The sequence below is a fragment of the Streptomyces viridosporus T7A genome, from assembly GCF_008704515.1.
Taxonomy (GTDB): domain Bacteria; phylum Actinomycetota; class Actinomycetes; order Streptomycetales; family Streptomycetaceae; genus Streptomyces; species Streptomyces viridosporus.
Genome location: NZ_CP023700.1, coordinates 3,003,197 through 3,027,051 on the forward strand (window position 1 = coordinate 3,003,197; position 23,855 = coordinate 3,027,051).

Here is a 23,855-nt window from a genome sequence, read left to right on the forward strand (position 1 = left end):
CCCGCGCGGGCGCGGTTCAGCGCCGTACGTGGCCGTCGCCGGTGACGATGTACTTCGTGCTGGTCAGCTCGGGCAGGCCCATCGGCCCCCGGGCGTGCAGCTTCTGCGTGGAGATGCCGATCTCGGCGCCGAAGCCGAACTGGCCGCCGTCGGTGAAGCGGGTGGAGGCGTTCACCGCGACCGTGGTGGAGTCCACCAATTGGGTGAAGCGGCGGGCGGCCGCCTGCGAGGTGGTGACGATGGCCTCGGTGTGGCCGGAGGTCCACAGCCGGATGTGCTCGACGGCCTTGTCGAGGGAGTCGACGACGGCGGCGGCGATGTCGTACGAGAGGTACTCGGTCTCCCAGTCCTCCGCCGTGGCCTCCACGACGGTCGCGCGGGACTCCTTGGCGTGGGCCATCACGCGCTCGTCGGCGTGCACCGTGACCCCGGCGTCGGCCAGGGCGTCCAGGGCGCGCGGCAGGAACTCGGCGGCGATGTCCTGGTGGACCAGCAGGGTCTCCGCGGCGTTGCAGACGCCGACCCGCTGGGCCTTGGAGTTGACCAGGATCTCCACGGCCGTGTCGAGGTCGGCCTGCGCGTCGACGTAGACGTGGCAGTTGCCGGTGCCGGTCTCGATGACCGGGACGACCGACTCCTGGACGACCGTGTTGATCAGGGAGGCGCCGCCGCGCGGGATGAGCACGTCGACCAGGCCGCGGGCGCGCATCAGCTCGCGCACGCTGTCCCGGCTCTCGCCGGGCACCAGCTGCACCGCGTCGGCGGGCAGCCCGGCGCCGTGCACGGCGTCGCGCAGCACGCGCACCAGCGCGGTGTTCGACCGGTAGGCGGAGGACGAGCCGCGCAGCAGCACCGCGTTGCCGGACTTCAGGCACAGGGCGGCGGCGTCGACCGTCACGTTCGGCCGGCCCTCGTAGATGATCCCGACGACACCGAGCGGCACCCGGACCTGGCGCAGGTCGATGCCGTTGGGCAGCGTGGAGCCGCGGACGACCTCGCCGACCGGGTCGGGCAGCGCGGCCACGTCCCGCACGTCGGAGGCGATGGCGCGCACCCGCTCCGGGGTGAGCGTGAGCCGGTCGACCATGCCGTCGCTGGTGCCGGCCTCGCGCGCCTTGGCCACGTCCTGGGCGTTGGCCTCGACGATCTCGCTCGCCCGGACCTCCAGCGCGTCCGCGATGGCGAGCAGCGCGTCGTCCTTCGCGGCACGCGGCAGCGGCGCGAGGGTGGCGGCGGCGCCCTTGGCCCGGTAGGCGGCCTGGTGGACCGGGGACATCGAGTCGTACGGGGAGAGCATGGTCATAGGGGAAGGGTAGTGCGGGCGACGGGCGTCGGCGGCGGTCGTCCCGAACCCCGAGACATACGGTCGAGGACCCCGCGACCCGCGTTCGGCCCACGCCCCGCGGTCAGAACGGATGCACCCCGACGGGTGTCGCCGGGGCCGGTCCGTACCCCGCGGCGATGCGCTGGCGGTAGGTGGCCCGGTCGATGACCTCCAGGCCGACGATCTCCCAGGGCGGCAGCCCCGCGGTCCGCCGGTGCTCGCCCCACAGGCGCAGCGCCACGGCGGCCGCGTCGTGCAGGTCGCGGGCCTCCTCCCAGTAGCGGATCTCCGCGTGGTCGTCGGCGTACCGGCTGGTCAGCAGGAAGGGGTGGTCGTGGGCGAGCTGCTCCAGGGCCCGCCGGACCTCGGCGACCGGGGCCGGTTCACCGGAGACGCTGAGGGTGACGTGCCACAGGCGCGGGAGCTCGCGCGGCTCGCCGCCCGGGAAGCGGTCCCCGGGCGCGACGCCGGCCAGGGCGCGCCCGGCGCCGGGGGCGCGGGAGCCCGCACCGTCGCGAGACGCCGTCGTCCCAGGGCGCACTCGTCTCACGACGCCTCCTTCACGCGCGGACCGGCCGGGGTGCCGGGCGGATGTGTCCCTGGGACAAAGTTGAGCAGGCCGCCGGGGCTCGTGGGGCGGTTTTGCGGAACGTCCACCACCGGGGGCGGAGGATTCAGCACATTACGGATGCAGGACCACCAGATCGTCCCTGTGTACGACCTCGCGTTCGTACTCCGGTCCGAGGTCCCGGGCGAGTTCCCGGGTCGAGCGGCCGATCAGGAGGGGGATCTCCTTGGCGTCGAAGTTGACCAGTCCGCGCGCCACCGCCCGCCCCTCGCCGTCCCGCAGTTCGACCGGGTCGCCCGCGCTGAACTCGCCCTCGACGCCGGCGATGCCGGCCGGCAGCAGCGACTTGCGGCGTTGCACGACCGCGCGCACCGCCCCGTCGTCCAGGGTGAGCGAGCCCTGCGGGGTGGACGCGTGCTGGAGCCACAGCAACCGGTCGGCGAAGCGGCGGCCGGTGGGGTGGAAGTAGGTGCCGGTGTCACCGCCGGCCAGGGCGTCGGCCGCGTGGACCGCGCTGGTCAGCACCACCGGGATGCCGGCGGCGGCGGCGATCCGGGCGGCCTCGACCTTGGTGACCATGCCGCCCGTGCCGACGCCGGCCCGGCCGACGCTGCCGATCTCGACGTGGGCGAGGTCCTCGGGGCCGTGCACCTCGGCTATCCGCGAGGTGCCGGGCCGGGCCGGGTCGCCGTCGTACACGCCGTCGACGTCGGAGAGCAGCACCAGCAGGTCGGCGTGGACCAGATGGGCGACGAGGGCGGCGAGGCGGTCGTTGTCGCCGAAGCGGATCTCGTCGGTGGCGACGGTGTCGTTCTCGTTGACGATCGGGAAGGCGCCCATCGCCAGCAGCTTGTCGAGGGTGCGGGAGGCGTTGCGGTGGTGGGCGCGGCGGCTCATGTCGTCGGACGTCAGCAGCACCTGGCCGACCCGGACGCCGTAGCGGGCGAAGGAGGCGGTGTAGCGGGCGACCAGCAGGCCCTGGCCGACGCTGGCGGCGGCCTGCTGGCGGGCGAGGTCCCTGGGGCGGCGGCGCAGGCCCAGCGGGGCGAGGCCGGCGGCGATGGCACCGGAGGAGACGAGGACGAGCTCCCGCTCCCCGCCGCTGCGCACCTTCGCCAGCACGTCGACGAGGGCGTCCACGCGGTCGGCGTCCAGACCGCCCGCCGCGGTGGTCAGCGACGAGGACCCGACCTTGACGACGATCCTGCGGGCCTCGCCCACGGCCTGCCTTGCGCCTGACACCTTGCCGTCCGTCCCTCGCGTCGATCGGTCGCCCCGTCCAGCAATCTACGCGAAGCGGGGCGCGTCGCGCGTCGCCGGTCCACACTGCAGACGGCGCCGTGCGTCCGGTCCGGCCGTGCGACCGGGGCCGGCGGCGCACGCGGGGAGGGAGGCGGGGCCCGCCGTCCGCCGTCACGCGGGGCCGGGGCCGTCGGGGCTGGAGACCGGTGACGCCCTTGATCCAGTCGAGGCTGGTGGGAACGGTGGCGGACCGCATCGGACCGACACAGACGTTGTCGCTCAGCCGGTAGGTGACGCCGGAGGTCACGCCGACCTGGTAGCGCTTGCCGTGAGCCCCTCCTCCGCCGTCGCGGACGGCGCGCCCACACCGAAAAGGCTCGCGCCGACGATGGCGGCCACGGTCACGCAGGTACGGGCTCTCAAGGTTCGTCCTTCTGTTCGCGAGAGGGAGACAGAACACGAGCGGTGGCGAGCACACGCCTCACCCACCGGCCACCCGTTCGATCCGGTACGCGTGAACACCCTTGACGCGGCTGCTGAACGGCCGCTGAACGGGGCCGTGGTGTGCCGACATCTCCGGCACTGCGCCGACCAAGCAGAACAGGGGGGTGGTTCCGGATCGTCACGGACAGCCCTCCATCAGCCGCCCCCCCCGTCCAAGTGATGTGACGGACCGGCAGGTCGTCGTCGCCCGCGCCGCCCCCGCGGTGCCCCCCGCACGTCGCTTGCCGCCGCGCGACTCGACCGGGCCGGCCCGCCGCAACTCCGCATCCGGCCGGATCAGAGGAATTGACGAGCTGCCACGAAATGACCCCGTAGCACAATGCAAGCGCGACACGGGGAGTTACCGCGGCAAAGTCCGGATACTCGGATGGTTCACCGGAGGGGCAGCAATGAGCCAGGTCGAGTTTCGACTGCTTGCTCCTGTGAGTATGCGGTACGGGGAGATCCACTGGGACCTACGACTCCGCAACGACGCAGCATTCCGGCGATGTCGGTCCTCGACATGAACCGAGTTGTTCCGGTGGAGAGGATGCTGCGCACCCTGCGGGGAGAAAACCCCACCAGGATCGGCGGGTACATGGAGGAGGAGCGCCTCTCCACCGCCGCCCCGCCCGCGCGGGACGGACGGGATCCTCAGAACCCGTCAGGTGCCCTGGTCGCAGGCGTGGGGGTTGGTCCACAGAACCCGGAACTGCTCGATGTAGCGGTTGGTGACCCACCCGTCGATGACGCGCAGCATCACGTCGTTGGCCCGGTGGGCCGAGTTGTCGGTGAGGTTGTAGGAGCCCACGAACACGGCCTTGCGCCACTCGCCCGCGTACTTGGCGTCGATCAGGAGCAGCTTGTTGTGGCTCCACCCGTCACAACTGATGTCGGACGCGGCCACGCCGTACTTCCGCAGGATGTCGGAACCGGACTGCTCCTGGACGATCACCTTGACGTCGCAGCCGATGCCCACGAGTCGGTTCAGCTCGGCGATGATCTCCCTCGCGTAGGCTTCGTCCTCCATCAGGCTGGACTCCAGCCAGATCCGGTCGTTGCCCTCCGCGCACGCGCTGACGTTGCCGAGGACGTCGGCCACACGGTTGATTCCGGGCTGGGGAAAGAAGTACGCCTTCGACAGTTCGTTGCTGCCGTCGATCGTCCTCTCGGCGTTGGTGTCCCACTCATCGCCGCCGTACGTCCAACCACCCGCGTGGAGGCGGCGCCAGTAATTCACGTACGCGGAGAACAACAGGTCGTCGTTCCGGCTGATCAGAAGATTCTGTGCGTGCCTGGCCTGCCACTGGCTCAGATTGCTGGAGCTCTGCAGGACCAGCTTCGTGTCACCCTTCTTGATCACGAAGAACTTGTTGTGCATCGCACCGCGGTCCGCGTCCATGCAGGATTTCGGGCAGTACACCAGATCGATCCCGGCGTTCCGGAACTTGTCGGTGATCGAGGCGGCCGACGGGCCCACCACGATCCGTACGCTCACGCCGCTCTCGGCAGCGCGCACCAGTGAATCCGCCAGGGCGGTGCCGCCCCCGTCGGTGCCCCAGTTGTAGAGCGCGACGCGGATGTAGCTGCCGGTCTCGCCGGCAGCCGCCGCGTTCGCCGTCGCGTCGATCTTTGCCTTGATTTTCGCCGCTATCAGACGGTCCTCGACACCGGCCCCGTAAGTGAAGCAGACCTCATAGTTTCCGGATTCCGAACAGGTCCCGTCCAGAGCCGTCGCGGAAGGCGCCGACACCACCGCCGCCACCATTGACACGACGAGCAGCAATGCGCATGTGAACCCGCGCAATCCGCGGGTGGAGTTTTTCGTCGTCACCGAGGCATGCTATGGCATGTACACGCTCGACAAGGTCGTTTCCACAGTGCCCGTTACCCGCGGGTGACGCGGCATCAGGCGTGGGTACTTCCGTCCGCACGCGCCGACTCGGCGAGCGGTGAACCGGTACCCGCCTCCCCAGCCGGCGCGACCCGGTCGCCGTGAATGCCCGCTCACGGACACCGCCGGGGAATCGAGTGGGAACCCGTCCGGCCGTCCAACCGGCTCCTCCCCGGCGTCACTTCGCGACAGCGGTGCCGCTGCGCCTCGTCGAGCGGGGGTACGGTGAGCACCGCGACCGAGGCCACGGCCGCACCGGGGCAGGGCGCACCGTACCGACCGGACCCGCCGCGGCCCCGCTCGGACGCTGCGGGAAGGGCGCTCCGGAGCCCGCCGGGCGGGGCTTGCGGGCCCCGCGGAACCACTAGCATCCTGTGGTCATTCCACACGTCAGGGACACTCGTGTGTCGTCCTGAGGTCGACACGCGTTAACTTGGGCGCCTGTCCCGCGACGATCCTGGAGTGACCGCAGTGCCCCTGCCCTTGTCCCGTAGGCGGTTCGCGGCGAGAACGCGTCCACACCGTCTCCCGTCCCGCCTGTCCGGCCACGCCGCCGTCACCAGGGTTCTGGTGACCGCCGTCCTGGTCGGCGCCTTCGCGGCACAGGCCGCCGCGGCCCTCCTGCCGCTGGCGCCGCTGCTGCTCGCCGCGACCGCCGTGTCCCTGGCCGTCGAGGCCGTGCTGCACCGCCGGCAGCCCGGTCTGCTGTCGCTCTTCGCCAAGGCGCACGCCGATGTCACCGTCCGCCACGTGGTGCGCGACCTGCTGCTGGTGGTGGGCCTGCTGCGGCTCGGCGAGGAGGACGGGGAGCCCGGGCTCGCGCCGCTCGTCGCCGGTCTGCTCGCCTTCTACGCCCTGCACAGCGCCATCCAGGCGGTGTCCGTGCTGGTGCACCGCACCCGGACGCTGCCCGTGGTGACCCGGAACATCGACGCCTCGGCCCTGCGGCTGTCCCCCGCCCCGGCCGGCCTGCTGCGCCGCCCCGGCCACCGCCTGCTGGTGTTCGGCCTGCCCGCCACGGCCGGCCTCGCGGTGGCCTCGGTCACCGACGAGACCCGGTGGGCGGCGGCCGGTGTCGCGCTGTCGCTGCTGCTCTCGCTGACGGGCCTGGTCGTGCTGGCGCTGCGGCTGCTGCCCGGCCGGCGTCCGGCGGGCGAGCAGGAGGTGCTCGAGTGGTTCGACGCATGGCTCGCCGACTACCGCCCCACGGTCGGCCTGTACTTCTCCGGCGGCGCCTCCTCCGCCTACCAGGCCAACATGTGGCTGGAGCCGCTGGCCAAGCTCGGCGGCCGGCCGGTGATCATCCTGCGCGAGCGGTTCATGGTGTCGAGGATCGCGCCGACCGACGTCCCGATCGTGTGCCTGCCGAAGGTGGCCACGCTGATGCGCCTGGAGCACTCCACGCTCGAGGTCCTCATCCACCCGTCGAACTCCGGCAAGACCTCCCAGGTGCTGCGCATCCCCACGATCAAGCACGCCTTCGTCAACCACGGCGAGAGCGACAAGCTGTCCTCCTGCAACCCGTACGCGAAGGCGTACGACGAGGTGTGGGTGGCCGGTCCCGCGGCGCGCGAGCGCTACGCGCTGGCCGAGGTCGGGGTCGAGGACAAGGACGTGGTGGAGATCGGCCGCCCGCAGCTGGACGCCGTGCGCCCGTACGCGGGGCCGCCGACCGGTGCGTACACCACCGTGCTGTACGCGCCGACCTGGGAGGGCTGGGACGGCAACCCGGGCAACACCTCGGTGATCGAGGCCGGCGAGAACCTCGTGCGGGCGCTGCTCGCGGACCCGGGGGTGCGGCTGCTGTACAAGCCGCACCCGCTGACCGGCTCGGTGGACCCGCGGGCGGGCGCCGCCGACCGGCGCATCCGCGAGCTGGTCCAGGAGGCGAACCGGGAGCGGTCCGGGCCGCGTCCGGCGCCCTCGGCGGAACTGGCCCGGCTCACCGCCGAACTGGACCGGCTCACCGAGGCCGGCTTCCGGGAGAGCGCCGACCAGGTCGAGCGCATGCTGGTGCAGTCCGCCCCCGAGCCCGGCCGGGCCCAGGCCGTGGCGCGGGCGACCGCGGCCTGGGAGGAGGCGTACTGGGCCTCCCTGCCCGAGGGGGAGCACCAGATCGTCACGGACGCCCGGCCCGCGCTGTACGCCTGCTTCGACATCTCCGACCTGCTGATCAGCGATGTGTCCAGCGTGGTCAGCGACTTCCTGGCGAGCGGCAAGCCGTACGCCGTGGCGAACACCAGCGGGCTGTCCGAGGAGGAGTTCCGCACGACGTTCCCGACCGTGGTGGCGGCGACCGTGCTCACCCCGGACGCGGCCGGGGTGCCGGCGCTGCTGGAGTCGGTCCGGCACCCGGAGAAGGACGCGTTGGCCGAGGCGCGGGCGGAGCTGAAGCTGCGGCTGCTGGGCCCCGCCGAGCCCTCGTCCCAGGAGCGCTTCGGCGCGGCTGTGGACGCCCTGTGCGCGGCCGCCGAGGAGCACAGGGCGCGCATGACGCGCCGGCTGGCCGCGGTGCCCTCTCCGCGCCGGGAGGCCTCCACCGCCCTCACGCCGCCGCAGCCGTCCCGCCCGGTGTGACCCCGCCGGAGGAGGCCAGCGCCCGCCGGGCCCTGCGGGCCGCGCGCCGCAGCAGGGACCCGGTGCCGCCCTCGCGGTAGCCGGGGACCGCACGGGCCTCGTGGGGGGAGGCCAGGTAGACGGAGTCAGGGATGCCCGCCGCGCGGTCACGGAAGTGCGGGTAGCCGAGGTAGACGCGCCGGCCCCGCTTCTCCAGCAGGGCCGGCGCCTGCTGCTTCGCCCGGACGAACTCCAGGACGTCCCCGAGGAGCTCGGGCCGCCGCTCGGCCACCAGGTGCAGCCGCAGCCGCTCCTCGACCTTCAGCAGCCCGGCCACGCCCTCGGTCCAGTGGGCGGCCATCAGCGGCTGTGCCAGCTCCAGCTTGTGCCGCCGGACGTCGTCGCCGTCCTTGAGGAACCGGGGGCCGAACTGCGGCAGCAGCGTGACGGTGAAGGGCCGCACCATGAGCCGGTCGCGCCGGGGGCCCTCGGGGACGAGGTCGGCGATCAGGCGCATCAGGGCGCGGGCGGAGTCGAAGCGCAGGGCGTAACCGCCGCTCCTGGTCACGTGCTTGCCGTCGTCGCGGCCCACCAGGTAGTAGCAGGTGTGGTCGGCGACCACGGAGACGCCGTCCGCCCGCAGGTACGCCTCCATGGTGAACAGCGCGTCCTCACCGGTGAACAGGGACTCGTCGAACCGCATGCCGTGCCGGTCCAGTAAGGAGCGGCGGAACAGCTTCTGCGCACTGAGCGTGAACTTGATGTTCGAGGAGAAGACGTCGGTGCGCTCCAGCGTCCTGCCCCACATGGACTTCGGCGCACCGCGGTTGACGCCCTCGACCCGGCCCAGGACGACATCGGTGCCGGCGCGGTCGGCCATGGCGACCATCCGCTCCAGGGCCTCGGGGCCCAGCCGGTCGTCGGCATCCAGGAAGAAGACGTAGCGCCCGGCGGCCTTGCCCAGACCCACGTTGCGCGGGCCGCTGGGGCCGCCCGAGTTCTCCTGCCGGATCACCGTGACCGGCATGGGCGCACGGTCCGCGAACTCCTCCAGGTACTCCCCCGTGCCATCGGTCGAACCGTCGTCGACCGCGATGACCTCGATGCGCCCCGGGTCGATGGTCTGTGCCTCCACGGAGGCGAGGCACTCGACCAGGTACGGCATCGCTTCGTACGCCCCGACGACCACGGTGACATCGGGCTGCGTCACGGTCATGTCTCCCCCTCGTTCCGTAACATTTCCCCCCGTACCGCCTCATTCACTACTTGCTAGACGGGTGTTCGAGGAAGGGGGTTGCCTCACCCCGCCGCTTCAGTGCTCCACGTCACAGAGCACGGCCGCGCCCGCTCGGGACGCGAAGCCGGGCGTGTGAAGCCGGGGACGCGACAGGGCCCGGCCCCCGGGGAGCGAGTCCTCGGGGGCCGGGCCCTGTCGGGTGGTGCGGAGCGGTCAGCCCGTGGGGGCGCCGTCCGTGTCGCCGGGCGCCGACGCGCGCTGGCCGGGCAGCGCGTCCGCCAGTTCCACGTCCGGACCGCCGACCGTGATCCGGGACTCCTGGCCGAGGTTGCGCGTCTCGGCCTTCAGCGCGAGCTGCGCGACCGCGGTGTTGAACTGGTCGATCGACTTCGGCTCGTCGGGGCCCAGCAGGTAGCGCTTGAGCTCCCTGCGGTCCTCCGCCAGCGGGTCGGCGTCCGGGACGCGGACCGCCTCGAGCAGCGCGTCCAGTTCGGCCGCGTCGTTGGACAGGATCACCGCGGCGCGCACCGCCGTGTTCTGCCGCTTGAACTCCTCCACGCCCAGCCCGGCGGAGTCCGTGACCGCGTACGGCTTGCCGCTGGCGATGAAGTCGGACACCACGCTGGAGATGTCGGAGACCATCGCGTCGGAGACGTTGAAGCAGTCGTACAGGCGCGGCTCGGCGCCCGTGATGACCCGGTGCTCCCAGTCGGGGAAGGAGCGCCAGTACGCGGTGTTCCACTCGGCGCGCAGCCGGGCGATCTCCTCGTGCCGGGCCACGTCCACCAGCCCGTCGCGGGTGGCCTCGGCCTCGTCGCCCCTCTCGGTGCCGCCGGTCAGCTCGGCCAGCCGGGCCTCGATCCGGGCCAGCTCCGCCCCGGCCTGCGTGCGGGCGGCGGTGTCGGCGGTGAAGCGCGCGTCGGCGGCGCGCTCCGCGGCGGCGGCCTCGATCAGCGCGGTGATCCGCTGGTGGGCGGCCTTGGCCTGCGGGCTGCGGGTGCCGGTGAAGGGGTGCGGCTTGTACAGGACGCGCACCGCCGGGTCGGCCTCGACCAGCCTCTTCACGATGTTCTCGCCGGCCAGCAGGATCGAGGTGTTGCCGGGGTTGTCGTCCCAGCCCTCCCAGGTGGGGGCGTACAGAATCGTCGGCATGCGGTCGCCCGGCACGCCCTGCCAGGTCCGGATGGGGGCCAGCTGCGGGCGGCCCACCTCGACGATGTCCTCGTCGCGGACCCCCACGTCGGCTATGGCGTAGCGGTCGCGGCCCGCGCGGCCGGCGGTCCACACCTCGTCGTAGACCTTGCTGAACGGGTTGACGCTGGCGAGCTTGTCGCTGTCGCCGTGGCCGATGAAGACGTGCCGCATGGTGGGCACGCGCAGCAGGTGGATGTTCTTGCCGACGTTGGCCGCGTACAGCGCGACCCGCACCGTGGACAGGTCCATGTTCATCAGGTGCACCCCTCCGGGCACGCAGACGACGGGGACCGTGGTGGGCGCCAGGTTCTGCAGGATGACCCGCTCGCGCAGGATGATCAGCGGACGGGTGTCCAGCTGCTCCATGGTCTCCAGCCACATGTTGACCTGGTAGGCGGAGTCCTTGGAGCCGGAGAAGTACAGCACGGTCTCCGGGCGGTACTCGCGCAGCCAGTCGTCGACGGCGGCCAGCACCTTCTCGGCCTTCGGCGGGGTCTTCCCGCCGCGCACGTAGGGCACCAGGGCGAGGACGTACAGGATGCTCAGGGCCAGCGTGACGCCGATGCCGGTGTAGCCGACGGCGGCCGACTCCAGGGCCGCGCCGGCGAGTATGCCGGTGACCGCCGCGAGGTCGAGGTGGAGCATCTTCTCCGCGGGGCGGTCCAGCAGCAGGCGCGGCGGGGCGTCCGGGATGCGGATGCGGGAGGCCAGGTCGACGTTGCGGGTGGCGACCGGCATGCGGCGGCGGTTGCGGATCAGGGTGGTCAGCGCGCCGTGCGGGGCCTGGAGGCCGTAGAAGGCGATGAAGCAGGCGATCGCCCCGTAGTAGATCAGGTTGTCCGCGAGGGAGAGGCGGGCCAGCAGCAGGATCAGCAGCAGCTGCCGGATCAGGAAACGGATCGACAGGCCCGCCCGCACCTTGCTGAGGCGGCTGACCAGGTAGCTGCCCTTGCGGTGCAGATAGTGGTCCGCCAGGTACGTCACGGCGGCCGCGGCCGCGAAGGCGGGGATGCTCGGGACGAGCGCGGCCAGCATGAGGCAGGGAAAGCCCAGCATCATGAGGACCGCCGCGGCCAGTTCGGCCGCGCTGCCCACCCTGGCGACGCGAATAGCGGTGGATATCACGGAGAAACCTGCTCTGGGAGGGGGAGTGCCGGTTTGTGCCTGCGAGTATTTCATCGGTTACGGACTCAGGCCCCCGCGAGAACCCGTTGCACGAACTTCGTTAACGAGCGACCGCAGAGGCCTGAATTACCTGAGTTTATTTGCCCTTGATTATTACACGCCGTCCTGACGGTCCAGCACCGAGGCCAGCGCCTGTTCGAAGCCGGAGGCCCGTGCCGCGCCCGCGGTCGGGTCCTGCTGGCGCACGTCGATGACGTGACCGGTGAGCTCCGACAGCAGCACGTCCAGCGAGGTGCGGGCCACCGCCTCGGAGGAGAGCAGGCTGCCCGCGGGCTCCTGGCCGAAGGCCTTGGTGCGCATCGGCGTGGCGGTGCGCTCCGGGTTGATGCAGTTGACGCGGACGCCGTCGCCGGCCCACTCGTCGGACAGGGCCTGGGTGAGGTTCACCATCGCGGCCTTGGTGGAGGAGTACAGGCTGTACTCGGCGCGCCCGCGGGTGTAGCTGCTGGAGGTGTACAGCAGCAACTGCCCCTTGGTCTCGGCCAGGTACTTGTAGGCGGAGCGGGCGATCTGCACGGGGGCCAGGTAGTTGACCTTCAGCGCCTCCTCGATGGTGGCGTTGTCGGTCTCGGCGAGCTTCCCGATGCGCAGCACGCCCGCGGTGTTGACGACGTAATCGATGCGGCCGGTCTCGGCGTACGCCTTGGACAGCGCGTCGTCGACCTCCTCCGGGTTCTCCACGTGGGTGCCGGTGGTGGAGCGGCCGAGCGCGTAGACGGTGGCGCCGTAGGACTCGGCGAGTTCGGCGATGTCCTTGCCGATGCCGTACGAACCGCCGAAGACCACCAGGGTCTTGCCGGTGAGCAGCTCGCGGTAGGCCTCCTCGCCGTTCTGCTCGGGCGCGGCGGTGGAGGCGAGCTGGAAGAGCTTGTCGGCGATGAAGACGTCGACGGGCTGGGTGACCTTCATGTTGTACTCGTCGCCCGCGACGACGTGGATCGGCACGTCCGGCAGGTACTTGAGCACGACCGAGCAGTCGTCGGTGGCCTGGAAGTTCGGGTCGCCGGCGGCGACCTCGTAGGCGCGGCGGATGGTGGACAGCTTGAAGGCCTGCGGCGTCTGGCCGCGGCGCAGCCGGGAGCGGTCCGGGATCTCGGTGATGAACTCGCCGTCCTCGCCGTGGGTGCGCGTGACGATGATGGTGTCCGCGGACGGGATGGCCACGTCGACGGCCTGGTAGCGCTCCAGCGCGCTCACGCAGTCGTCGATGACGCGCTGCGACAGCAGCGGGCGGACGGCGTCGTGGAAGAGGACGTTGAGGTCCTCGCCCTCGGCCAGGCCCTCGCCGAGCGCGGCGATGGCCCGCTCGGTGGTCTCGTTCCGGGTCGAGCCGCCCTCGATGACCTTGGTGACCTTGGTGAACCCGGCCTTGGCGACGATCTTCTCGATGTCGGGCACATACCCCTGCGCCATCAGCACGATGACCTCGTCGATCGAGTCGGCCTTCTCGAAGGTGGCCAGGGTGTGCTCGATGACTGCCTTGCCGGCGATCTTCAGCAGTTGCTTGGGAATCGACAGACCCACCCGCTGACCGGTACCACCGGCCAGGATCACTGCGGTGGTACGGGGCTTGGCTATGTGCTGGGACACAGGTGACCTACCTTGGGGCGACAGGGGACCTCGAAATGGTCCCACTTGTGGTTACCGCAGTGCAAGGTGAGCGACCTTGACAGCAAATGTGCGCGCAACCCGTCATTCACCTATGACTCCTGGGGCTCGGCGACGGTTCCCGGAACACCCCGGGAATTGCTGTGAGTAAGTCCACAGGAGTCGGGCGGTTGCCGTGCGCGACGCGAACGGCGTGCTCGGCGCGGGCGCGGTCACGACCGCGGTCGCAGTCGCTCCGGACAGCGGTGACCGGGGACCTTCGCGGTTCCTCCGGCGATGTCAGGTGCACCGTACGCCCCGTGCCGTACGGCGGTCACGGCGGGTCGGCCCGTGCGGGGCCGCGCCGGGAACACGGCCCGGATCTTCACGTCTTCGCGACGGGACCGCACGGGTTCTCCGTATTCCGGCACCGCCGGGAGGTATTACCGCGGAATTCCCGTCGGGATTCCGCCGCATTCCGGCTCCGGGGAGCCGGGAGAACGACGGTGAGAAGAGGGGGACGGCGCGCGGTCCCCGGGACGCGGGAGGGGCCCCGGCGCTCGCGCGAGCGCCGGGGCCCCTCCCGCCGGGCGGCGGTCTCAGACCAGGTGGACGCCGGGCCGGCCGGCCTCCACCCGCAGCGTGGCCAGCGTGCTCGGCGTGGCCCGCGGCTCCACGACGGTGTCGACGACCCGCACGCGCGCGTCGATGCGGTCGGGGCGGATGTCGAACAGGTGGTAGCCGCGGTGGGCGTCGAGCAGCTTCCAGTGCGGGTTGTCCGCACGCCGCGGGTCCCACTCCCGGGCGAAGGCGGCCTGGTCCTGGTCGCCGTTGCTGGAGATGGAGGTGCCGACGAACTCGGCGCCCACGACCGCCGAGTCCGGATCGGCGAAGTCCGCCTTGAGGTCGCCGACCATCGTCAGATGCCGGTCGCCGGTGAGCACCACGGGGTTGCGCACCCGCGCGAACTCCTCCAGCAGCGCGTTCCGTTCGGCCTGGTAGCCGTCCCAGGCGTCGTAGAACCAGAGCTTGCCCGGGCCGACCCGGAGGTCGGTCTCGGCCATCATGATCTGGGAGGCGATCAGGTTCCAGCGGGCGGGCGAGCGGCGCAGCCCGTCGACCAGCCACCGCCGCTGCGCGGCGCCGAGCATGGTCAGCGACGGGTCCTGGGCGCCCTCCTGGCTGGTGGCCTGGTCGCTGCGGTACTGCCGGGTGTCCAGCACGTTGAGCCGGGCGAGCCGGCCGAACTCCAGTCGGCGGTACATGCGGATGTGCGGGCCGTTCGGGACGGCGGTGGCGCGGACCGGCATGTGCTCGTAGTACGCCTGGTAGGCGGCGGTCAGCCGGGCGACGAACGCGTCGTGCGGCTGCTTGTCGGGGTCCTGCGGGATCTCGCCGGCGAAGTCGTTGTCGACCTCGTGGTCGTCGAAGGTGACCACGAAGGGGGCGTGGGCGTGCATCGCCGCGAGGTCGGGGTCGGAACGGTACTGGGCGTACCGGTTGCGGTACTGGGCCAGGCCGTACGGCTCCCCGGTGCCCTCGTGGCGCCGTACGCCGGTCGCCGACGGCGTCGACTCGTAGATGTAGTCGCCGACGAACACCACCACGTCCGGGTCCTGCTCCCGCATGTCGGCGTACGGGGTGAAGTAGCCGTGCTGCCAGTTCTGGCAGGAGGCGAGCGCGACGCGCAGACGGCCGCCGGCGCTGTGCGGGGCGGGCGCGGTGCGGGTGCGGCCGACGGGCGAGAGCTGCCCGCCGGCGCGGAAGCGGAACCAGTACGTGGTGCCGGGGCGCAGCCCGCGGACGTCGACGTGGACGCTGTGCCCGTACGCCGGCCGGGCCCGGGCGGTGCCCCGGCGGACGATCCCCTTGAACCCGGCGTCGGTGGCGAGCTGCCACTCCACCGGCACGGTGCGGTCGGGCATGCCGCCGCCGTTCAGCGGATCGGGGGCGAGCCGGGTCCACAGCACGATCCCGTCCGCCAGTGGGTCACCGGAGGCGACGCCCAGGCTGAACACCCCGTCGGGTAAAGGCTTTTCGACAGCCCGGGCGGTGGCGGGCAGCCACAACTGGCCGGCCGCCGCGGCGCCGAGCACGGCGGCACCGGCGGTCAGAACCCGGCGGCGGTTGGGCGGAACTGCTCCGGTCATCGGCGAACTCCCCTGCCTCGCGAACCTCTTGGACAGGGGGAAGGTCACCCTCGGGGCAGTCCGTGCGCTGAACCCAACAGCTCGCGTTCATGACAAGCAGGGAGACAACAGGAAACCCGCCGCGGCACGGGAACGTCCCGTGGCCGCGACGGGTCGAGGAAGTGAGCGCCGGACGACGCCCGGGGCCGGAACGGCTAGAACGGTTCGAAGCCGTCGTACTCCCGCTCGGCCTCGTCCCGTTCGGCCTGCCGGTCGCGTCGCCGCTGGGCGGCGGGGCGGGGCGCCTCGAAGCGGTGGTCCTCGCCGCGCCGGCCGAGCATCTCCGCGCCGGCCGTCACGGACGGCTCCCAGTCGAAGACGACCGCGTTCTCCTCGGGCCCGATGGCGACGCCGTCGCCGGACCGGGCACCGGCCTTCATCAACTCCTCCTCGACGCCGAGGCGGTTGAGCCGGTCGGCGAGGTAGCCGACGGCCTCGTCGTTGTTGAAGTCCGTCTGGCGGACCCAGCGTTCGGGCTTCTCGCCGCGCACCCGGAACAGCGGCTCGCCGCCGATCTCCTCGCGGGTGACGGTGAAGCCCGTGTCGTCCACGGCCTTGGGCCGGATGACGATCCGCGTCGCCTCTTCCTTCGGCTTGGCGGCCCGCGCCCGGGCCACCAGCTCCGCCAGGGCGAAGGAGAGCTCCCGCAGCCCGATGTGGGCGACGGCCGACACCTCGAAGACGCGGTAACCGCGCGCCTCCAGATCGGGCCGCACCATCTCGGCGAGGTCCTTGCCGTCAGGGACGTCGATCTTGTTGAGGACGACGATCCGCGGCCGGTCGTCGAGACCGCCGTACTGCCGCAGCTCCTCCTCGATGACGTCGAGGTCGGAGAGGGGGTCTCGGTCGGACTCCAGCGTGGCGGTGTCCAGCACGTGCACGAGCACGCTGCACCGCTCCACGTGGCGCAGGAACTCCAGCCCGAGCCCCTTGCCGCGGCTGGCCCCCGGGATCAGCCCGGGGACGTCGGCGATGGTGTAGACGGTGGACCCGGCGGTGACCACGCCCAGGTTCGGCACCAGCGTGGTGAACGGATAGTCGGCGATCTTGGGCTTGGCGGCGCTGAGCACGGAGATGAGGGACGACTTGCCGGCACTCGGGTACCCCACGAGCGCCACGTCGGCGACCGTCTTCAGCTCCAGGACGATGTCCTGGAGGTCCCCCGGCTCGCCGAGCAGCGCGAACCCGGGCGCCTTGCGCCGCGCCGAGGCCAGGGCCGCGTTCCCGAGTCCGCCGCGCCCGCCCTGGGCCGCGACGTACGAGGTCCCGTGTCCGACGAGGTCGGCGAGGACGTTGCCCGCCTTGTCGAGGACGACGGTCCCGTCCGGCACCGGCAGGACGAGGTCCTGGCCGTCCTTGCCGGACCGGTTGCCGCCCTCGCCGGGCTTGCCGTTGGTGGCCTTGCGGTGCGGGGAGTGGTGGTAGTCGAGCAGCGTGGTGACGGACTGGTCGACGGTGAGGATCACATCGCCGCCGCGTCCGCCGTTCCCGCCGTCCGGTCCGCCCAGCGGCTTGAACTTCTCGCGGTGGACGGAGGCACAGCCGTGGCCTCCGTTACCCGCGGCGACGTGCAGTTCGACGCGGTCCACGAAGGTGGTCATGGTGGGGTGCCTCCAGAAACGTACGGATCGGTTCTCGGTCTAACACGCGAAAGGCGGACCCGCCTTCCCGCCGGGGAAGTGAGGTCCGCCTCGCGAAAGCTTCCGGTCAGGCGACCGGAACGATGTTCACGACCTTGCGGCCGCGGCTGGTGCCGAACTCCACCGCACCGGCCTGCAGCGCGAACAGCGTGTCGTCGCCGCCGCGACCGACGCCGGCGCCGGGGTGGAAGTGGGTGCCGCGCTGGCGGACGAGGATCTCACCCGCGCTCACGACCTGACCGCCGAAGCGCTTCACGCCGAGCCGCTGGGCGTTCGAGTCGCGGCCGTTCCGGGTGGACGATGCGCCCTTCTTGTGTGCCATCTCTCCTCAGTCCCTTACTTCGCAGCCGCGGGGATCTCAGTGACCTTGATCGCCGTGTACTGCTGGCGGTGGCCCTGCCGACGGCGGTAGCCGGTCTTGTTCTTGTAGCGCAGAATGTCGATCTTCTGGCCCTTGTGGTGGTCCACGACCTCGGCCTGGACCTTGATGCCGGCCAGCACCCACGGGTCGCTGGTCACGGAGTCGCCGTCGACGACGAGCAGGGTCGAGAGCTCGACCGTGTCGCCGACCTTGGCGGTGGAAATCCTGTCAACCTCGACGATGTCGCCGACAGCAACCTTGTGCTGGCGACCACCGCTGCGCACGATGGCGTACACGCGGAACTCACTCTCTCGCTCGGGAACGGCACCCCCGCAGTCCAGCCGCCCGCGGCACGCGAGCGGCCTCTCCGGAACACCGTGCGCTCCGGAGGAAGAGGTTTACGGGGATGTGGCTTGTCACTGGACATGCCGACGGTCCAGGTTACGGGGCCGTGGCCGAACGGGTCAAACCGGCCCCGGGCGGGTCCGACCCGGGCGGTTCAGCCGCCGAGGCTCTCCCGGTAGGCCACGCACGCCTCGTAGGAGGGCAGCAGGCCCCGCTCCCGGGCCTCGGCCAGGGTGGGCGCCTGCTCGTCCTTGGCGGAGAGCAGCGGCGTGAGGTCCCCGGGCCAGTCGATGCCGAGCGCCGGGTCGAGCGGGTGTATGCCGTGCTCGCGCTCGGGGGCGTACCCCTCGGAGCAGAGGTAGACCACGGTGGCGTCCTCGGTGAGCGCCATGAAGCCGTGGCCGAGGCCCTCGGAGAGGTAGACCGCGTGGTGGTCCCGGTCGTCCAGGCGGACCGCCTCCCACCGGCCGAAGGTGGGCGAGCCGGTCCGGATGTCCACGATCACGTCGAGGACCGCGCCGCGCACGCACTTGACGTACTTGGCCTGGCCGGGCGGCACGTCGGCGAAGTGGATGCCGCGCAGGGTGCCCCGGCTGGAGACGGACATGTTGGCCTGGGCCAGCGTGAGCGGGTGGCCGACCGCCTCGTTGAAGACCGGGGCCTTGAACCACTCGTGGAAGCTGCCCCGGCCGTCGGGGAAGAGCTTCGGCTCGTGCACCCAGGCACCGGAGAGGGAAAGGGGTCGCATCGAAGGGGTCCTCAGTTCTTCTTCTGCTGGTTCGTCAGTGAGCGCTTGACCCGCCCGGCGGCCCGGCGCCACAGGGGGCGGGGCGGGGCGGGCTTCTTGGGGGCCGGCTCCTGCGCGGCGGGCGGGGTGTGCCGGTCGATCACCCGGGCGGCGCCGTCCGCGGCGACCACCACGTCGACCGGGAGCCGGGTCCACTTCGCCGCGCCGCGGCCGGCGGACGGCACGCCGATCCGGACGGCCCAGCGCTTGCCGGTGAGCTCCTCCAGCGGCAGCGTGGCGCTCACCGTGCGGCCGTCCACCACGGCGTCGGCCGGGAACTTGCCCACGTTCTTGCGCTCGAAGCGGAGCCGCACCGGGTCCCCGGTGGCCGCCGCGACGTGCAGCGGCAGCGGCAGCCGTACGGCGGATCCGTCGACCACGGCCTCGGCCGGGTCCATCAGGGCCACCGCCTCGCGCTCCAGCTTGTTGGTGTGCTGGTCGACGTCGAGGGAGAGGTTGCCCGGCCCGTCGGTCCAGTACGGCAGGACCAGCCGCCTCGGCTCACCGGTGAGCGCGGCCAGCCGCCCGGCCTCCACGTCCTCGCCGCGCACCGCGCCGAGCCGGGTCTCCTTGCTCCAGCCGCAGGACTTGATGCGCAGGTGCAGGTCCCAGATGCCCTTGTCCAGGGGCGCGCCCGCGGCCGCGGTCTCCGGGTCGAGGACGGCGCGCGCGGTGATCCGCTGGCGGAAGGAGCCGTCCCCCGCGTCCAGGCGGTGCCGTTCGCACGCGACCGGGAGGTAGTACTGCCTGGCGTCCTCGCGGTGGCGGACCACCAGGTCCACGTCGCTCTTGTCGACCGGGGCGTCCAGGGTGATGTCCTGTCCCGCCAGCGTCTCGAGCGCGCGGTCGGACAGCGGCAGGCCGAGCAGGTCGCGCCCGCCCTCCCGGCGGAAGGTCATCGGCTCGCCGTCGACCTGGTACTCGGCGGTGAAGCCGATGTTCAGGGCGCCGTCCTCCCAGGCCAGGGAGTCCAGGGTGCCGGTGGGCCTGATCCCGGCCTCCCACTGGGCGAGGGCGCGGACGTCCTGGTAGTGGTCGGCGGCGATCAGCCCGGCCACCACCCGCTGGGTGGGGGCGACCCGGGCGAACACGCCCGGACCGAAACGCTCGGTGATCACACCGCGGATCTCGCGGTACAGCTCCTCGGCGTAGTCCTCGGGGAGCTTGAGCAGCCGGTTGCCGCGCAGCCGCTCGACCATCTCGTTGCGCAGCCAGCGGCTGAACAGCTTGTCGCGCAGCGGGCCGGGCTCGGTGAGCTCCTCGACCACGTCGAGGGCCTCGCGGAGGTTCTTGAAGTAGCCGACCGGGTCGAAGCGCTGGAAGCCGGCGTTGGAGCCGTCGTCGCGGGTGATGTGGTAGTAGCACAGGTAGTCGCCGAGGACGGCGACGCTCCTGGCCCGCAGGTAGGCCTCGACGACGAAGACGTGGTCCTCCAGCCGGCGGCGGCCCTCCTTGAAGCGCATGCCGTGCTGCTCGAGGAACTCCCGCCGGAACATCTTGTGCGGGGTGAGGCTGTCGATCAGCGGCGCGTTCTCCACCGTCGCGCGCGGCCGGTTGACCCGGAACAGCTCCTGCGGGACCGGGCGGCCGATGCCCGCCATCTTTCCCACGACCACGTCGGCGTCGTTCGCCTTGCCGTAGTCGTACATCCGCTCCAGTGCCTCGTCGCCGAGCCAGTCGTCGTGGTCGACGAACATGACGTACTCGCCCCGGGCGGCGTCGATGCCGGTGTTGCGGGGCTTGCCGGACCAGCCGGAGGCCTCCTGGTGGATGACGTGGATGTGGGGGTGCTCGGCCGCCAGCCGGTCCAGCCGGGCGGGGGTCTCGTCGGTGGAGCCGTCGTCGACGAAGAAGACCTCGAACTCGTCGGGGGGAAGGCTCTGCCGCAGCAGTCCCCTGACGCAGTCCTCGACGTACTTGCCCGGGTTGTAGACCGCGATGACGACGCTGACCTTGACTGTCACGCCGGGTTCTCCTTCTCGTGGCTCCGGTGGATCTCCGGGAACGCCTCGGTGAGCGCCTCGCGCCAGTCGCGCAGCGGCTCGATGCCGGCCGCGGCGAAGCGCTGGTGGCCGAGCACGCTGTAGGCCGGGCGCGGGGCGGGGCGGACGAACGCTTCGCTGGTGGTGGGACGGACCCGGTCCGGGTCGGCGCCGAGCAGGCGGAAGATCTCCCGGGTGAAGCCGTACCAGGTGGTCTCGCCGGAGCTGGTGCCGTGGTAGACGCCCGCGGGGGCGGTACCGGCCAGGGCCGCGCGCCCCAGCGCGAGCAGCAGACCGGCCAGGTCGGCGCTCCAGGTGGGCTGGCCGCGCTGGTCGTCCACGACGTCCAGGGTCTCGCGCTGCCCCTCCAGGCGGATCATGGTGCGGACGAAGTTGGGGCCGCCCGCGCCGTACAGCCAGGCGGTGCGGACGACGTAGCCGCGGTCCGGGAGGGTGCTCAGGACGGCCTGCTCGCCGGCGAGCTTGGTGCGGCCGTAGGCGCTGCGCGGGGCGGTGGGGGCGTCCTCGGCGTACGGCGCGGTGGCGTCGCCGGCGAAGACGTAGTCGGTGGAGACGTGGAGCAGGACGGCGCCGGTGCGGGCGCAGGCGTCGGCCAGATGGGCCGGGCCGTCGCCGTTGATCGCGAGCGCCTCGGCCTCGCGGGTCTCGGCGTCGTCCACGGCGGTCCAGGCCGCGCAGTTGACGACCACGGCGGGCCGGTGGTTCTGGAGCGCCCGCCGTACGGCGTCCGCGTCCGTGAGGTCCAGCGCCGCCCGGTCCAGGGCGGTGGTCCGCTCGCCCGCCGCGGCCAGCCGGGCCAGCACGTCCTGGCCGAGCATGCCGCCCGCCCCGGTGACCAGCCAGCCGGCCGGGGCGTCTGCCTGTTCCTTGATCGGGTTCATTCCTCTTCTTGTCCTCTGTGCCGGATGGCGCGGGCCACCGCCGGGAGCCGGGCGCGCGGGAATGCCGGAACGGGCCCGGGACGGTCCCGGGCCCGCAGGGGCGGGGCGCGTCAGCGCAGCGCCGCGCGCTCCTTCAGCGGCTCCCACCAGTCGCGGTTGTCCCGGTACCACTGGACGGTCTCGGCGAGTCCCTCGCGGAAGTCCTTGCGCGGTGCGTAGCCCAGTTCCTCGCTGATCTTCGTGCAGTCGACGGAGTAGCGGCGGTCGTGGCCCTTGCGGTCCTCGACGTACTCGACGCTGGTCTCCCAGTCGGCGCCGCACGCCTCCAGCAGCAGCTCGGTGAGTTCCCGGTTGGAGAGTTCGGTGCCGCCGCCGATGTTGTAGACCTCGCCCGCGCGGCCCTTGGTGCGGACCAGCTCGATGCCCTGGACGTGGTCGTCGATGTGCAGCCAGTCGCGGACGTTGCCGCCGTCGCCGTACAGCGGGACCTTCTTGCCGTCGAGGAGGTTGGTGACGAAGAGCGGGATGACCTTCTCGGGGAAGTGGTGGTGCCCGTAGTTGTTGGAGCAGCGGGTGACGCGGACGTCCAGGCCGTGGGTGCGGTGGTAGGACAGCGCGATCAGGTCGCTGGATGCCTTCGCCGAGGAGTAGGGCGAGTTGGGCTGCAGCGGGTGGGTCTCGGGCCAGGAGCCCTCGTCGATCGAGCCGTAGACCTCGTCGGTGGAGATGTGCACGAAGGTCTCGATGCCGGCCCGGTGCGCCGCGTCGATGAGCGTGTGGGTGCCGACCACGTTCGTGCGGACGAACTCCGCGCCGCCGTCGATCGAGCGGTCGACGTGCGACTCGGCCGCGAAGTGCACGACCTGGTCGTGCTCGGCCATCAGCTTGCCGACCAGCTCCGGGTCGCAGATGTCGCCCTGCACGAAGGCGAACCCGGGGTGCGCGCGCACCTCGTCGAGGTTGGCCGGGTTGCCCGCGTACGTCAGCTTGTCCAGGACGGTGATCGCGACATCGCCGGGGCCCTGGGGGCCGAGCAGCGTACGGACGTAGTGCGAGCCGATGAAGCCGGCGCCGCCGGTCACCAGGATCCGGGTCGGGCGGGCGGGAGGTGCCTGGGTCGGGCGGGCGGGAGAGGCCTGGGTCGGGCGGGCGGGAGAGGAGGGGGCCGTCATGAGGAGATCTGCACCTTGCTGTGATCACCGAGCACGAGCCGGTGGGCCTTGGGGTTACGGGGAGCGGGCGTGACCTCGACGTTGCGCCCGATGAGCGAGGCCTCCACCCGGCGCACGCCGGTCACGGACGAGCCCCGCAGGACGATGGAGTACTCGATTTCGCTGTCCTCGATCCGGCAGCCCTCGGACACCGAGGTGAAGGGGCCGATGTACGCGTCGTTGACCACCGTACCCGCGCCGATGACCGCGGGTCCGACGATCCGGCTGCCGCTGATGCGAGCGCCTTCCTCGATGCGCACCCGGCCGATGATCTCGCTGGTCCCGTCCACCGCGCCCGCGTTGTGGGACTCCAGGGTCTCCAGGACGGACCGGTTGACCTCCAGCATGTCGGTGACGTTGCCGGTGTCCTTCCAGTACCCGGAGATCGTGGTGGAGCGGACGTCCCGCTTCTCGTCGATCAGCCACTGGATGGCGTGCGTGATCTCCAACTCGCCGCGCCAGGAGGGCTCGATGGAGCGGACCGCCTCGTGTATGGCCGGGGTGAACAGGTAGACGCCGACCAGCGCCAGGTCGCTCTTCGGCTGCTTCGGCTTCTCCTCCAGGCCCACCACCCGGCCGTCGCCGCCGAGTTCGGCGACGCCGAAGGAGGTGGGGTTGGGGACCTTGGTCAACAGGATCTGCGCGTCGGGCCGTTCGGTGCGGAACTCCTCCACCAGCCCGGTGATGCCACCGACGATGAAGTTGTCGCCGAGGTACATGACGAAGTCGTCGTCACCGAGGAAGTCCTGGGCGATGAGGACGGCGTGCGCGAGTCCCAGGGGCGCTTCCTGCGGGATGTAGGTGACCTCGATCCCGAAGCGGGAGCCGTCCCCCACCGCCTCCCGGATCTCGTCCGCGGTGTCGCCGACGATGATGCCGACCTCGTTGATCCCTGCTTCGGCGATCGCCTCCAGGCCGTAGAAGAGCACCGGCTTGTTGGCTACGGGCACCAGCTGTTTGGCCGAGGTGTGGGTGATGGGACGGAGGCGGGTCCCCGCTCCCCCCGAAAGCACGAGAGCTTTCACGTATTGCGCCCCAATACTCTGCTTGCGCAGGGAGGAAAGTCCCTGTTTGTCCGAAATTGGCGTTAATCTCAGACCACATCATAACCCTGACACAGGAACGTCGATTCACCCATCATTCACGTATTCGATTCTTGTGCGACAGT

General features: G+C 71.5%; 17 protein-coding genes. 1 reads left to right on the forward strand and 16 read right to left on the reverse strand.

Annotation, left to right across the window (positions count from 1 at the left end; all coding sequences use genetic code 11):
- Positions 1 to 16 precede the first annotated feature (16 nt).
- From CP969_RS14005 to CP969_RS14020, 4 genes are all read right to left on the reverse strand, one after another.
- Complete coding sequence (locus CP969_RS14005) at positions 17 to 1,303, reverse strand: glutamate-5-semialdehyde dehydrogenase (RefSeq protein ID WP_004988205.1); 1,287 nt, start codon at positions 1,301 to 1,303, stop codon at positions 17 to 19.
- Positions 1,304 to 1,406: 103 nt separating this feature from the next.
- Entirely contained in the window at positions 1,407 to 1,874 is a 468-nt protein-coding gene (locus CP969_RS14010; RefSeq protein WP_004988202.1) for a hypothetical protein, read from the reverse strand.
- Between the two features lie 132 nt (positions 1,875 to 2,006).
- Positions 2,007 to 3,134, reverse strand: coding sequence for a glutamate 5-kinase (gene proB / locus CP969_RS14015; RefSeq protein ID WP_078495416.1), 1,128 nt, complete (start codon positions 3,132 to 3,134; stop codon positions 2,007 to 2,009).
- A gap of 1,147 nt (positions 3,135 to 4,281) precedes the next feature.
- Positions 4,282 to 5,451 carry a phospholipase D-like domain-containing protein gene (locus tag CP969_RS14020; RefSeq protein WP_004988198.1) on the reverse strand — a complete coding sequence of 390 codons (1,170 nt, stop codon included), beginning with the start codon at positions 5,449 to 5,451 and terminating at the stop codon, positions 4,282 to 4,284.
- A gap of 630 nt (positions 5,452 to 6,081) precedes the next feature.
- Between CP969_RS14020 and CP969_RS14025 the strand changes: the two genes are divergently transcribed.
- A complete protein-coding gene (locus tag CP969_RS14025) occupies positions 6,082 to 8,088 on the forward strand; it encodes a hypothetical protein (protein ID WP_016826303.1) in 2,007 nt (668 codons plus the stop codon).
- Here the strand turns inward: CP969_RS14025 and CP969_RS14030 are convergent.
- The 12 genes from CP969_RS14030 to CP969_RS14085 form a co-directional block, all read right to left on the reverse strand.
- Positions 8,057 to 9,283 (reverse strand): glycosyltransferase family 2 protein, encoded by a 1,227-nt coding sequence (locus tag CP969_RS14030; RefSeq protein WP_016826302.1) that lies wholly within the window; start codon positions 9,281 to 9,283, stop codon positions 8,057 to 8,059. The two genes, CP969_RS14025 and CP969_RS14030, sit on opposite strands and share 32 nt — an antisense overlap.
- A 234-nt stretch (positions 9,284 to 9,517) precedes the next feature.
- Positions 9,518 to 11,593: a hypothetical protein gene (locus CP969_RS14035; RefSeq protein WP_016826301.1), complete on the reverse strand. Its 2,076-nt coding sequence runs from the start codon at positions 11,591 to 11,593 to the stop codon at positions 9,518 to 9,520.
- A 183-nt stretch (positions 11,594 to 11,776) separates the two neighbouring features.
- Positions 11,777 to 13,273 (reverse strand): bifunctional cytidylyltransferase/SDR family oxidoreductase, encoded by a 1,497-nt coding sequence (locus CP969_RS14040; protein ID WP_004988190.1) that lies wholly within the window; start codon positions 13,271 to 13,273, stop codon positions 11,777 to 11,779.
- 596 nt (positions 13,274 to 13,869) lie between these two features.
- Positions 13,870 to 15,420, reverse strand: a complete 1,551-nt coding sequence (locus CP969_RS14045) for an alkaline phosphatase D family protein (protein ID WP_016826299.1) — start codon at positions 15,418 to 15,420, stop codon at positions 13,870 to 13,872.
- A gap of 194 nt (positions 15,421 to 15,614) precedes the next feature.
- Entirely contained in the window at positions 15,615 to 17,060 is a 1,446-nt protein-coding gene (gene obgE, locus CP969_RS14050) for a GTPase ObgE (protein ID WP_004988188.1), read from the reverse strand.
- A gap of 106 nt (positions 17,061 to 17,166) precedes the next feature.
- Positions 17,167 to 17,421: a 50S ribosomal protein L27 gene (gene rpmA / locus CP969_RS14055; RefSeq protein WP_004988181.1), complete on the reverse strand. Its 255-nt coding sequence runs from the start codon at positions 17,419 to 17,421 to the stop codon at positions 17,167 to 17,169.
- Between the two features lie 14 nt (positions 17,422 to 17,435).
- Positions 17,436 to 17,756: a 50S ribosomal protein L21 gene (gene rplU, locus CP969_RS14060; RefSeq protein ID WP_004988176.1), complete on the reverse strand. Its 321-nt coding sequence runs from the start codon at positions 17,754 to 17,756 to the stop codon at positions 17,436 to 17,438.
- 203 nt (positions 17,757 to 17,959) lie between these two features.
- Positions 17,960 to 18,553: a dTDP-4-dehydrorhamnose 3,5-epimerase gene (gene rfbC, locus CP969_RS14065; protein ID WP_004988175.1), complete on the reverse strand. Its 594-nt coding sequence runs from the start codon at positions 18,551 to 18,553 to the stop codon at positions 17,960 to 17,962.
- Positions 18,554 to 18,564: 11 nt separating this feature from the next.
- Positions 18,565 to 20,556 carry a glycosyltransferase family 2 protein gene (locus CP969_RS14070; RefSeq protein WP_016826298.1) on the reverse strand — a complete coding sequence of 664 codons (1,992 nt, stop codon included), beginning with the start codon at positions 20,554 to 20,556 and terminating at the stop codon, positions 18,565 to 18,567.
- Positions 20,553 to 21,476 (reverse strand): dTDP-4-dehydrorhamnose reductase, encoded by a 924-nt coding sequence (rfbD, locus tag CP969_RS14075; protein ID WP_016826297.1) that lies wholly within the window; start codon positions 21,474 to 21,476, stop codon positions 20,553 to 20,555. The genes CP969_RS14070 and rfbD overlap by 4 nt, the downstream gene beginning before the upstream one ends.
- A 110-nt stretch (positions 21,477 to 21,586) precedes the next feature.
- Complete coding sequence (gene rfbB / locus CP969_RS14080) at positions 21,587 to 22,648, reverse strand: dTDP-glucose 4,6-dehydratase (protein ID WP_016826296.1); 1,062 nt, start codon at positions 22,646 to 22,648, stop codon at positions 21,587 to 21,589.
- Positions 22,645 to 23,712 carry a glucose-1-phosphate thymidylyltransferase gene (locus CP969_RS14085; RefSeq protein ID WP_004988168.1) on the reverse strand — a complete coding sequence of 356 codons (1,068 nt, stop codon included), beginning with the start codon at positions 23,710 to 23,712 and terminating at the stop codon, positions 22,645 to 22,647. Before CP969_RS14085 ends, rfbB begins: the two co-directional genes overlap by 4 nt.
- Positions 23,713 to 23,855: the final 143 nt, after the last annotated feature.

Excerpts from the sequence above, each read along its gene's own strand:
- rfbB (WP_016826296.1), bottom strand. The coding sequence starts at position 22,648 with ATGACGGCCCCCTCCTCTCCCGCCCGCCCGACCCAGGCCTCTCCCGCC.
- rfbC (WP_004988175.1), bottom strand. The coding sequence starts at position 18,553 with ATGCGACCCCTTTCCCTCTCCGGTGCCTGGGTGCACGAGCCGAAGCTC.
- CP969_RS14030 (WP_016826302.1), bottom strand. The coding sequence starts at position 9,283 with ATGACCGTGACGCAGCCCGATGTCACCGTGGTCGTCGGGGCGTACGAA.
- CP969_RS14045 (WP_016826299.1), bottom strand. The coding sequence starts at position 15,420 with ATGACCGGAGCAGTTCCGCCCAACCGCCGCCGGGTTCTGACCGCCGGT.
- rfbD (WP_016826297.1), bottom strand. The coding sequence starts at position 21,476 with ATGAACCCGATCAAGGAACAGGCAGACGCCCCGGCCGGCTGGCTGGTC.
- CP969_RS14005 (WP_004988205.1), bottom strand. The coding sequence starts at position 1,303 with ATGACCATGCTCTCCCCGTACGACTCGATGTCCCCGGTCCACCAGGCC.
- rpmA (WP_004988181.1), bottom strand. The coding sequence starts at position 17,421 with ATGGCACACAAGAAGGGCGCATCGTCCACCCGGAACGGCCGCGACTCG.
- obgE (WP_004988188.1), bottom strand. The coding sequence starts at position 17,060 with ATGACCACCTTCGTGGACCGCGTCGAACTGCACGTCGCCGCGGGTAAC.